This is a genomic window from Sphingomonas sp. CFBP 13720 (assembly GCF_014842075.1).
GTDB lineage: Bacteria > Pseudomonadota > Alphaproteobacteria > Sphingomonadales > Sphingomonadaceae > Sphingomonas.
On the sequence record NZ_JACYVA010000001.1, the window covers coordinates 793,877 to 805,523 of the forward strand.

General features: G+C 65.5%; 11 protein-coding genes. 3 read left to right on the forward strand and 8 right to left on the reverse strand.

The features are described from left to right. Positions 1–51: 51 nt before the first annotated feature. From IFT55_RS03845 to IFT55_RS03865, 5 genes are all read right to left on the reverse strand, one after another. The gene (locus IFT55_RS03845) at positions 52–735 is read right to left on the reverse strand and encodes a methyl-accepting chemotaxis protein (RefSeq protein ID WP_192089212.1); all 684 of its coding nucleotides are present in this window, start codon (positions 733–735) and stop codon (positions 52–54) included. Positions 736–822: 87 nt separating this feature from the next. Then, positions 823–1,848: an aspartate-semialdehyde dehydrogenase gene (locus tag IFT55_RS03850; RefSeq protein ID WP_192089214.1), complete on the reverse strand. Its 1,026-nt coding sequence runs from the start codon at positions 1,846–1,848 to the stop codon at positions 823–825. Between the two features lie 66 nt (positions 1,849–1,914). Further along, positions 1,915–3,279, reverse strand: a complete 1,365-nt coding sequence (locus IFT55_RS03855) for a DUF418 domain-containing protein (protein ID WP_192089217.1) — start codon at positions 3,277–3,279, stop codon at positions 1,915–1,917. A 72-nt stretch (positions 3,280–3,351) separates the two neighbouring features. Beyond that, positions 3,352–5,571 (reverse strand): S9 family peptidase, encoded by a 2,220-nt coding sequence (locus tag IFT55_RS03860; protein WP_192089219.1) that lies wholly within the window; start codon positions 5,569–5,571, stop codon positions 3,352–3,354. Between the two features lie 30 nt (positions 5,572–5,601). Beyond that, positions 5,602–6,081 (reverse strand): SH3 domain-containing protein, encoded by a 480-nt coding sequence (locus IFT55_RS03865; RefSeq protein ID WP_192089221.1) that lies wholly within the window; start codon positions 6,079–6,081, stop codon positions 5,602–5,604. 99 nt (positions 6,082–6,180) lie between these two features. Here IFT55_RS03865 and IFT55_RS03870 point away from each other — a divergent pair, with 99 nt between their 5' ends. Continuing rightward, positions 6,181–7,182, forward strand: a complete 1,002-nt coding sequence (locus IFT55_RS03870; protein WP_192089223.1) for a 2-hydroxyacid dehydrogenase — start codon at positions 6,181–6,183, stop codon at positions 7,180–7,182. 365 nt (positions 7,183–7,547) lie between these two features. Here IFT55_RS03870 and IFT55_RS03875 read toward each other — a convergent pair whose 3' ends face one another. Further along, positions 7,548–7,940 carry a winged helix-turn-helix transcriptional regulator gene (locus IFT55_RS03875; protein WP_192089224.1) on the reverse strand — a complete coding sequence of 131 codons (393 nt, stop codon included), beginning with the start codon at positions 7,938–7,940 and terminating at the stop codon, positions 7,548–7,550. 79 nt (positions 7,941–8,019) lie between these two features. On the opposite strand from IFT55_RS03875, the gene IFT55_RS03880 reads away from it, so the two are divergent. Beyond that, positions 8,020–8,865: an NAD(P)H-binding protein gene (locus tag IFT55_RS03880; RefSeq protein WP_192089225.1), complete on the forward strand. Its 846-nt coding sequence runs from the start codon at positions 8,020–8,022 to the stop codon at positions 8,863–8,865. Between the two features lie 279 nt (positions 8,866–9,144). Here IFT55_RS03880 and IFT55_RS03885 read toward each other — a convergent pair whose 3' ends face one another. Next, the gene (locus IFT55_RS03885; RefSeq protein ID WP_192089226.1) at positions 9,145–9,825 is read right to left on the reverse strand and encodes a glutamine amidotransferase; all 681 of its coding nucleotides are present in this window, start codon (positions 9,823–9,825) and stop codon (positions 9,145–9,147) included. Positions 9,826–9,839: 14 nt separating this feature from the next. Between IFT55_RS03885 and IFT55_RS03890 the strand changes: the two genes are divergently transcribed. Then, entirely contained in the window at positions 9,840–10,148 is a 309-nt protein-coding gene (locus IFT55_RS03890; protein WP_192089228.1) for a hypothetical protein, read from the forward strand. 53 nt (positions 10,149–10,201) lie between these two features. On the opposite strand, the gene IFT55_RS03895 is transcribed toward IFT55_RS03890, so the two are convergent. Further along, a complete protein-coding gene (locus IFT55_RS03895) occupies positions 10,202–11,605 on the reverse strand; it encodes an NAD(P)H-dependent flavin oxidoreductase (protein WP_192089229.1) in 1,404 nt (467 codons plus the stop codon). Positions 11,606–11,647 lie beyond the last annotated feature (42 nt).

Below are 11,647 nucleotides of genomic sequence, written 5' to 3' on the forward strand. Positions count from 1 at the left end.
GAGGAGACGGCAACGCTGGCGTCGCACGAGGCTGGCGTGATGCGAACCCGCCTATAGGGTCTGCACCATATCCCGGTGATCGCGCAACATGGTCGTCGCGTGTTCTGTCGCCCGGCGTGTGTCGTCGGCCAGTTTCTTGACCTCCCCCGCGACGACCGCGAAGCCACGACCGGCGTCGCCCGCGCGTGCGGCCTCGATCGTGGCGTTGAGCGCGACGAGGCGGGTCTGCGCCGCGATGTCGCCGATCGACGCGACGATGCCCGACAGCTGCTTCATCGCGACCTGTAGCGTGTCCTTTTGTTGTTCGAGCAGGGTCTGGAACTGCCGCCCTTCGTCCAGCCGCCGCTTGACCTCGCGTTCCAGCACGACCTGACGGGTGCTGTCGGTCGCGATCTTGACGACCTTGTGCGGCCGCCCCGTGCCGTCGAGGATCGGGTTGTACGTCGCCTGCAACCACACTTCGCGGCCGTCGCAACCGATGCGACGGTACAGCCCACCATCATAGGCACCCGCCGCCAGTTGAAGCCAGAACGCGGCATAGGCTGGCGCCGTCGCGTCCGCGACCGTGCAGAACATCCGGTGGTGCCGACCACGGACCTGTTCGATGCGATACCCCATCGCATCGAGGAACCGGTCGTTCGCCCACAGCACGACCCCGGACAGGTCGAATTCGATGACGAGCTGCGATCGGCAGATCGCATCCCATGTGCCATGCTCACCAACGTTGCGCGCCATCACCCTGCCTTCCGATACGGCCGTATGCGGAGAAGGTTAATGATTCGGGCAGCTTGGCTTCACGGTACGGTCACGGCCGCCGCCCGTTCAATCCTTTTTCAGATGACGGCGACCCAGCAGTTCGGCGATCTGCACCGCGTTCAGCGCCGCACCCTTGCGCAGATTGTCCGACACGCACCACAGCGCCAGTCCGTTTTCGACCGTCGGGTCTTCACGCACGCGGCTGACATAGGTCGCGAATTCGCCGACGCATTCGATCGGGGTGACGTATCCGCCGTCCTCCCGCTTGTCGACCAGCATGATGCCCGGCGCCTCGCGCAGGATTTTCTGCGCGTCAGCGGCGGACAATTCGTCCTTCAGTTCGATATGGATCGCTTCGGAATGGCCGACGAACACCGGCACGCGCACGCAGGTCGCGGTAACCTTGATCTTCGGATCGAGGATCTTCTTTGTTTCGACCACCATCTTCCATTCTTCCTTGGTCGACCCGTCGTCGAGGAAGCTGTCGATGTGCGGGATCACGTTGAACGCGATCTGCTTCGTGAACTTGCGCGGTTCGGCCGAATCGCCGACGAAGATGTTGCGACTCTGTTCGAACAGCTCGTCCATCCCTGCCTTGCCCGCGCCCGACACCGATTGATAGGTCGCGACGACAACCCGCGTGATGGTGGCGGCGTCGTGCAGCGGCTTCAGCGCGACGACCATCTGCGCAGTCGAGCAATTCGGGTTCGCGATGATGTTGCGGACCTTGTACCCGTCGATCGCTTCGGGGTTCACTTCGGGCACGATCAGCGGGACGTCGGGGTCCATGCGGTACAGCGACGAATTGTCGATCACGGTACACCCGGCGGCGGCGAATTTGGGCGCATAGACGGCGGTCGCGTCGCTGCCGATCGCGAACAGCGCCATGTCCCAGCCGGCGGGATCGAAATGTTCGATATTCTGGATCTTGTACTGACGGCCGGTTTCGCCGAAATCGGCCATCTCGCCCGCCGAACGCGACGATGCCAGCACCGCCAGATCGTCGATCGGAAATTCGCGTTCGGCGAGGATATTCAGCATCTCGCGCCCGACATTGCCCGTCGCGCCCGCGACTACTACCCGATATCCCATACCCAACTCCGCGAACCAATCTTGCGTGGCGCATAGCCGTTTCGCACGATTTGTCCAGCCGGGCGGTCAGGCGCTGGCGAGGGTGGGTCCCGGCAGCACCTCCGCCGGGGCGGCGACGGGCCGCTTGCGGAACGGCTGCCATTCCCAATAGGCCAGGCTGCGCCACGCCCATTCCATCGGGCCGTTGGCGAACGCGCGCAGCCACAGATTGGCAACGATCGTGCACACCACGATCACCCCCGTGCCGATCGCGAACTGCACCGCATGGCCATAGCGGTCCCATAGGTTCAGGCCGTACGGCGCGAACAACAGGTGCAACCCGATGATCTGTTCGAGGAAGTAGACCGAGAACGCCGTGCGTCCCACCGCCCTGAACGGCGACAGCACGCGCATCCCCGCGACCGACTTCATCGCCAGATTGACCAGCGCGACATGCCCGATCGACACCGCCAGCCGCGCCGCTTCCTCCGTGATCCAGATCGTCTTCGGAATGGGGGCGAACGCGAGTATTTCCGACACGCCGACCGCCCGCGCGGTCAGTCCGAAGCCATAGGCGGCGATCGTCAGCACCACATAGAAGCGCGCGCTGCGCCCGCCCTGGATGATGCGCCATTTCCACAGCGCCACGCCGATCAGCATCGCGCAGAACGCTTCGATGATGACCATGCCCAGCATGCCCTTGCCGACCATGAACTTCAGCCACGCTTCCCACATGAAGCTGGCATAGGGGAACCAGCCGCCGGCATGCGCCTTGCGCTCCTTCACCAGATCCCTCGCGATCTTCTCGTCCGGCACGAACCGCGCCTGCCGCTTCTGCCAGTCGGCCAGCAGCTTCGCGTCCTGCGCGCCCGGCTTGCCGCCCGCCCCCTGTCGCGCCTGCGCCGCCTCGACCTTCGCGACCAGATCGACGCGGCTGACATATTCGACGCTGCCCATCACCGCCGTGGCCAGCGCGAACAGGCTGCCGATCGCAACCAGCGCCTTCGGCCCCAGCTTGCGGAACGGGAACAGGAACAGCGACGCCAGCGCATAGACGGTCAGGATATCGCCGACCCACAGCACGACGAACACGTTGACCAGCCCGAACGCCAGCAGCCACAGCGTGCGGCGCATGAACAGGTCGGCGACCGCGACCGGCCCGTCGGGATGCATCGCCCGCGCGGTCAGCACCATGAAGCCCGCACCGAACAGCAGTTCGAGCACGCCGCGCTGCGTTCCCTCAAGAACGATATCGACCGCGGTCCAGACGAACTTGTCGATCGGGGTCCATCCGATCAGGCGGAAGTCGAAGAACAGCTTGGTCACCGACGACGCCTGTGTCGGCACGTTCATGTAGAAGATGCCCAGGATCGCCAGTCCGCGCAGTACATCGAGCACGTCGATCCGCGCCCGCCCCGTTACCGGCGCTATCCGCCCGCCTTGTTCCGTCATGCCCCCGACTCCCCCAAGCCCACCGGTGACGGTGCGCCCGGGAAAGTCGAACGTCAACTATAAGTTAACCGATTACTTGGCGGGTACTTGGCGATCGAGGAAGTCCAGAATGGTCTTCCACAGATGTTCGCTGACGCCGGGGCCGCCGACGCGGTGCGTCTGTCCCGGATACAGCATCAGTTCGAACGGCGTGGCGGACTTCTGCATCGCCGCCATCATCGCGGTCGAATGTTCCAACACCACATTGTCGTCGGCCATGCCGTGGATCAGCAGCAACGGATCGGCGATCTTCGCCGCGTCCGCCACCGTCGCCGATGCGGCATAGGCGTCGGGCACGATGCTGGGGTCGCCCATATAGCGTTCGGTATAATGGGTATCGTACAGTTCCCAACGCGATACCGGCGCCCCGGCGATCCCCGCCGCGAACACGCCCGGCGCCTTTTCAAGCAGCTTGAGCGTCATATAGCCGCCATAGGACCAGCCATAGGTCGCGATCCGCGCGGGATCGACGAACGACTGTGTCTTCAGGAAGGCGGCCCCCGCCAGTTGATCCTCGACCTCCACGCTGCCCATCGCGTGATAGATCTGGTCCTCGAACGCCTTGCCGCGATCGGGCGATCCGCGATTGTCGATTTCGAACCAGATCCAGCCTCGATCGACCAGATACTGGCGCAACGCCCCGCCCCACGCCCGGCGCACGACTTGGTTGTGCGGACCGCCATAGTGCGAGAAGAACACGGGATAGCGCTTGCCCGGTTCGATCGCCGGGGTGATCATGTTCCAGTGCAGCGTCGATCCGTCCTGCGCCTTGATCGTGCCGAATTTGGTCGGGCGATGGCTGGCGACGAACGGCGCATAGGGATGATCCCCAGTCAGCGCATTCTGGTTGATCCACGCAATACGCTTGCCCGCCGTATCGGCAAGGAAGGTCTGCGGCGGCTGGTCGGGACTCGACCGGCTGACGATCAGCCGCGTCGCCTTTGCGTCCATCGACGCGCCGTACGACCAGCCCGCCTCGGTCAGTCGCGTGACCGCCCCCGGCTTTGCCAGGTCGACGCGGTACAGCTGGCGCTCCAGTGGATCGTCCTTGTTGCCGAGGAAATAGACGCGGCCCTTCCCCTCATCCACTCCGGCCAGATCGCCGACCGCCCATGGTCCCTTGGTAAGCTGCGTCCATTTGCCCGCTTTCCAGTGGTACAGATGGCCTTGGCCGTCGCGTTCGGACCACCAGATCAGGCTGCCGTCCTTCATCGCATGATAGGCGTCGGACAGGTTGACCCAGCTTTTCTCGCCCGATCGTTCGCTGAACAGCACCGTCGACCGCCCCGTCGCGGGATCGACGCGCAGCATGTCCAGCTGCGTCTGCGCCCGGTTCTGTCGCTGGACCAGCAGCGCCGATCCGTCCGGCAGCCAGTCGACCCGCGCCAGATAGATGTCGGAATTGCTGCCCAGATCGACCTTCACCCGCCCCGACCCGTCGGCGCGCATGACGTACAGGTCGACCAGCACGTTGGCGGTCCCCGCCTTGGGGTAGCGTTGCTGATAGACGGTCGTGCCTTCCGCCCCGATCGCGGAGCGGGTGACGATGCCGACCGGCGCTTCGTCGAACCGTTCGACCGCGACCATGCGGTCGCCGGGCGACCACCAATATCCGGTGCGGCGCGACATTTCCTCCTGCGCGACGAACTCCGCTTCCCCGAAATGCACGGTGTCGCGGCCTTCGGTCGTCAGCGCGGTCTCGCGGCCCGACTTCAGGTCCAGCGCGATCAAATTCTGGTCGCGCACAAAGCTGACATAGCCGCCTGCCGGGGACACGACGGGGTTCAGCTCGCCGCTTTCGCTCTGCGTCAGGCGGCGGACGCTGCCGTCGATCGTGGCGAGGTACAGGTCGCCGTCGAGCGGCACGAGGATCGATTTGCCGTCGGGCGACCAGTCGTAATTCAGGATGCCGCGCTTGCCGGTCAGCGACCGGTCGCGTTCGCGCTGCATCTTTTCCGCTTCGGACAATGCCGCGCCGGTGCCGACCTTCTTCGAATCGACCAGCATCCGCCATTCGCCCGACGTGGTATCCATCGCCCACAGGTCGAACCGCTCGCGTTCGTCGGCGCGGTTGCGCAGCAGCGTGACGAAGCGCCCGTCGGGGGAAAGCCGCAGGCTTTGCGGCTGCGTACCGTTCAGGTCGGGACTGGCGAAGACCCGCTCCAGCGTGAGATCGCCCGGTTTGGCGGGTTCAGCGGCCATGCCCGCCTGCCCCAATGCCAGCAACGCCACGCCCATCCACCATTTCACCATCGATTTCCCGTTCCCAAAACCCGCATCCGATCACAACGTCTCGCCCGGATCGACGCCCCACAGCCGCGACTGTTCGATATAGCCGCCGCGTCCGTTCACGTCGAAATAGCACCAGCCGGCGGTACAGCGCGACAATCGCCCGACTACCCCCGGCGCGGCGCGCCACGCCACGCCCGCCGCCGATCGCGGCGATATGCGCAGCTCGACGATCTCGCGTCCGATATAGGCGGTGCGGCGATCGCTCAGCAGCCCGACCTGCAACCATCCGGTCGTGCCGTCGGGGTCCTCGACCCGGCGCCAGTCCTGATAGATGTCGATCACCCGGATCGGGAGGTCGGCACGGCGATACACCCACTGCGTCGGGTAATTCTTGCCCGGCCCGCTGCGCATCCGCGCCTCGCCCGCTGCGATCGACGCATAATAGGGCGGCTTGCGGCGCTGCGCATCGGCAGCCGTCGTCGCCAGCGTCAGGATCGCCGCCGTCACAAGGGCGTTTCGTGCGAACCGCATGTGTCTGTCCCCGTAAGATTCGTCCTACGTCCCTATCGGCAAGACCGGCAATGCCGCAAGCCGTTGACGCATGCGGGCCAAGCCGCCAAGCCATGGCACATGCCCGCCATCGCCCCGCCGGTCCGCAATCCCCGAGTCCAGGTGACGCGGCGGCTGCCGTCGGCGGTCGCCACGCGGATGGCGACCTTGTTCGACGTGGTCGCCAACCCCGACGACCATGCTTGGAGTCGCGACGAACTTGCGGCGGCAATGGCCGATTGCGACGTGCTCGTGCCCGCCGTCACCGACACGATCGACGCCGCGCTGATCGACGCCGCGCCGGACCGGTTGCGGATGATCGCCAATTACGGCGCGGGCGTGAACCATATCGACCTGACGGCGGCGCGCGCGCGGCGCATCCTCGTCACCAATACGCCCGGCGTGTTGACCGAAGATACCGCCGACATGGTCATGGCGCTGATCCTGATGGTGCCGCGCCGGCTGGCGGAAGGCGAAAAGCTGGTCCGGTCGGGCGAATGGAAGGGGTGGAGCCCCGGCGGAATGCTGGGTCACCGCATCGGCGGCAAGGCGCTGGGCATCGTCGGCATGGGCCGTATCGGACAGGCGGTGGCACGCCGGGCGCGCGCGTTCGGCCTGTCGATCCATTATCACAACCGCCACCGCCTTCCCGCAGTGGTGGAAGCGGAACTGGGTGCGACATGGCACGACGATCTGGACGCGATGCTGGGTGCGATCGACCTGCTGACCATCCATACCCCGCGCAACGCCGACAGTGAAAACCTGATCGACGCGCGCCGGATCGCGCTGTTGCGCCGCCACGTCTATCTCATCAACGCATCGCGCGGCGGCATCGTCGACGAAGAGGCGCTGGTCGACGCCCTCGAAGGCGGGCGGCTGGCCGGTGCCGGTCTCGACGTATGGGCGCACGAACCGGCGATCGACCCGCGCCTGCTGGCGCTGCCCAATGTCGTCATGACGCCGCACATGGGGTCAGCGACGCTCGAAGGCCGCATCGCGATGGGCGAAAAGGTCATCACCAATATCCGGGTGTGGGCCGATGGTCACCGTCCGCCCGATCAGGTGCTCGACGGCCTGCGATGAGGGCGCGACGGATCGGTTCGGCGTCCCCTGCTCTCCCGGACGCCCGACCGCCCGCCAAAGCGCGTACCGCACACGATTTGGCGATGCGCGGCAGGTCGACATTCGGCCATCGATCAGCCGTATGTGGTCACCCCGGCCTTGTTCGAGGTGCGGCAAGCGGCTTGATCCGATGATCCTTGCACGCCGGCCCTCGAACCGATCCGGGGGACAAGGTCGTGGAGGCCGCCGGGGTACTGTTCCGACACATATCGATCCGGCCCGACCGATCGACGCGCGTTTCCGGTTCGCAGTTTCCGACCCGGTCCGCGCAAGGACGTGCCGTCCAGACGGATCGATCCGTCAGCGTCAACTACGCGCGAACGGCATCAAGCACTTCGTCGGGCGTTGAGGATGGCGGGCATGCTCGTCTCGATCCAGTCTGCCAGCGCGGCGACCTTCTCCGCAGCTTCGCGCCCCAGCGGGGTAAGGCTGTATTCGACATGCGGCGGCACGACCTTGAACGCGACGCGATCCACCAGCCCGTCAGCCTCAAGCCATTGCAGCGTCTGCGACAGCATCCGCTCGCTGACACCCCCGACCTTGCGCCGAAGCGCGCTGAAGCGCAGCGTCCCCGTCTGAAGCGCGATGAGAACCAGCACGCCCCATTGGCTTGTCACATGTTTCAACACGGTGCGGGAAGGACAAGCGCTCACCATCACGTCGCCCCGCGCAAATCGGACCGACAGCGATTCTGGTTCGGGAGGTTCGCTTATTTCCATACTTACTCCGATGTAGGTACTTACTATCGGTAAGCAAGGCCGTATCTCGGTGGCGGATCAACCATCGGAGACGGACATCATGACTATCGCTGTTACGGGCGCAACCGGCCAGTTGGGCCGGCTCGTCGTCGCCAAACTGAAGGAACGCACCGCCGCCGAACAGATCGTGGCGCTTGCCCGATCGCCGGAAAAGGCGGGCGATCTTGGCGTGGAGGTTCGCCCGTTCGATTATGCCAAAACAGACAGCCTTGTCCCGGGGCTGGCCCGTGTCGAGACGCTACTGTTGATCTCGTCCAGCGAGGTTGGCCAGCGTTCGGCCCAGCATCGTGACGTGGTCGCGGCGGCAACAGCGGCCGGGGTACGCCGCATCGTCTATACCAGCCTGTTGCACGCCGACACTTCGCCACTCAACCTTGCCGCCGAGCATCTCGATACCGAAGCCGCGCTGGCGCAAGCCGACATTCCGGTGACGATCCTGCGCCACGGCTGGTACACCGAGAACTACACCGGTTCGATTTCGGGGGCGTTGGCCGGAGGCGTGTTCCTCGGCAGTGCGGGCGATGCCCGCATCGCATCGGCGGCGCGCGCCGACTATGCGGAGGCGGCGGCGGTCGTGCTGACCACGACGGGCCACGATGGCAAAGTCTACGAACTTGCCGGCGATACCGCATGGACGCTGTCCGATCTGGCAGGCGAGGTTTCGCGCCAGACCGGACGCGACATTCCCTACAAGGATCTTCCGGCGACCGAATATGCCGCAATACTGGTCAGCTTTGGCCTTCCCGACGCGCTCGCTGGCGCCATCGCCGGCTGGGACGTGGCCGCGTCCAGGGGCGCGTTGTTCGACGATGGTCGTCAGCTTTCGACGCTGATCGGTCGTTCGACCACGCCGCTGGCTGCGGTGGTCGAGGCAGCGCTTTCCTGATCCTCAAGGCGGATCGATATCGAGCGCAACGGTGCCCCGGCGGCCTGCATCACCGTCACCTCGGACAACGTCCGGGCGATGGACATGCAGACCGGGACACGATCGAGATACATGTCGATCCGGCCCGGATATCATCGTGGCAGCAGTGACCGCGTTCAGGTTTCGTGCCCCTGCGACGGCAGGTTCGGGCACGCGGAACCAGGCGTGCCTGCGTCCGGCCTTCCCGCATCGTTGTAGATCGATCGCGCCGCAGACCGTGCGGCACCCGATCGCAAAGCGCTACGCTTCCAGCCCGGCCAGCCACTGTTCGATCATCGCCTGCCCGGCCCGTACTGCCGCCGGTCCCAGCCGCCGATACTGGTCGGTCAGCGTTTCGCGCCGCATCGGACAGTCGAGATAGTCGAGCCACGCCTCGAACCGCGCATCCTCGCCCATCTCGGCGTGGAATTGCAGCGCCAGCAGGTTCGCCCCGCGCCGAAAACCCTGCCGGTACGCCGGGGTGGTCGCCAGCAATTCGGTGCCGGGCGGCAGGTCGAACGTGTCGCCATGCCAGTGCAGCACCTGCGTCCCCGCCAGATGCGACAGCGGCGACGCAGCGTGTGCGACCAGATCGACCGGACCGAACCCGATCTCATATTCCGGTCCCTTGTACACCGCCGCGCCCAGCGCCGCCGCCATCATCTGCGCGCCCAGACAGATGCCCAATGTCGGCCGGTCGGCGTCCAGTCGCCGCGCGATCGCTGCGATCTCGCCGGGGATCCATGCATGTTCGGCGGTGTCGTACACGCCCATCGGCCCGCCCATGACGATCAGCAGGTCCGGCGCGGTCAGATCGGCGGTCGCGAACGCCGGGTCGGCGACGTCGATCCGGTCGAGCGCATATCCCGCCGCCTCGATCGGGGCGCGATATCCGGCGCAGCCTTCATAGGGAACGTGACGGACGATCAGGGCAGACTTCATGGGCACAGCCTATCGTGAAGAAGCTGAACCATGCCTGCAATGTTTCTTTACGTTACCCGCAGCGGCGCTTCGGAACCTGTTGCAGCGCAGCGTATTTCTATATCCGTATTCAATATGGGATTCACGTCATGAAGAAGATCGCAACCATCCTCCTCGCCGTTGCGGCAGGCACCTCGCTCACCGCCTGTTCGACGCTGCGCGGCGCGGGCATCGGTGCCGTCGGTGGCGCGGGCGTTGCGGCGGCGACCGGCGGCAGCGTCGAAAAGGGCGCAGCCGTCGGCGGCGCGGGTGGCGCAGTGGTCGGCACCGTCGTCGACGACTGATACCAGCGGACCGGTGCGGGGCGGCGCAGTTGCCGCCCCGTTATCCTTCTCGATCAGTCGCCGGTCAGGATGCGGTCGACCAACTGCTTCACGCTCGGCACGAACCCGTTTGAATAGAATGGGTCGCGCTTGAAGTTATATGCGGCATGACCCGCGAACATCAGGTTGCGGTCGGTCGGGCCGCCATGCGCGATGTCCTGCAACGTCTTCTGGATACAGAAGCTGCGCGGATCGGCCAGCCGGCCGGTCGAATTGGTCTCGCTGTCGGCCCAGCTCGAAAAGCTGCACTGGCTGAGACAGCCCATGCAGTCGGCCTGATCCTTGCGAATATCGGCCTTTTCCGTGGGATCGACGAACACCAGCGTGTTGTCCGGCGTCTTGAGCGCGTCGGTGAAGCCATGGCCATACCATTCGCGCGCGCGCAGCAGGTCGCCCTGCGTCACCCAGAAATTCTTGCCCTTCACGCCGACGTCGAGCTGGAAGACGTGGTCGCCCGCCTCCTGCTTCGAAAATGCGATCTGGCGTTCCGAACGCCCTTCGAGCTGGCGCAGGAACGGGTTGCGCACTGCCGAGGAATAGAAGCCGGTCGGGGAAAAGCGGTGCAGCAGCACGTCGCCTTCCTCGATGTCCATCAGCTTCGATTTCCATTCCTCGGGAATCGGGCTTTCGCGGGTCAGCAGCGGACGGGTGCCGAACTGGAATGCGATCTTGCCCAGTTCGGGATTGTCGATCCAGTGGTTCCAGTCGCGCAGATACCAGACGCCACCCGCCATCACGATCGGCACGTCGTCCGAAATGCCGCCTTCGCGCATCGTGTCGCGCAGCGCCTTCACGCGGGGATAGGGGTCCTGCGGCTGCAACGGGTCCTCGGCATTGGACAGGCCGTTATGCCCGCCTGCAAGCCACGGGTCCTCGTACACCACCGCCGCCAGCCACTCCGACGCCTTCGAATAGGCGCGCTTCCACAGTGCCCGGAACGCGCGGCCCGACGACACGATCGGCAGATAGCTGACGCCGTAGGACGCTGTGATCTCCGACAGCTTGTACGGCATGCCCGCGCCGCAGGTCACGCCCGATACCAGCCCGCGCGTGCGTTCCAGCACGCCATGCAGGATGCGCTGCGCCCCGCCCATTTCCCACAGCACGTTGATGTTGATCGCGCCGTTGCCGCCCGCGATGTCCCACGCGCGCCGCACCTGCTGCACCGCACCCTCGATCGCGTATTCGATCAGTTCTTCGTGACGTTCGCGGCGGGTCAGCGCGGTATAGACCTGCGGAATGATCTTGCCGTCGGGATCGTAGCTGTCGGCATTGACCGCCGACACCGTGCCGACACCGCCCGCCGCCGCCCATGCGCCGGCCGACGCGTGGTTGGTCGCGGCCACGCCCTTGCCCCCTTCGATCAGCGGCCAGACTTCGCGGCCGTTATAGACGATGGGCGACAGACCTTTGAACAACACGACCTCCGGTGGAACGACGCCAGTCGGCGGCAACCATGC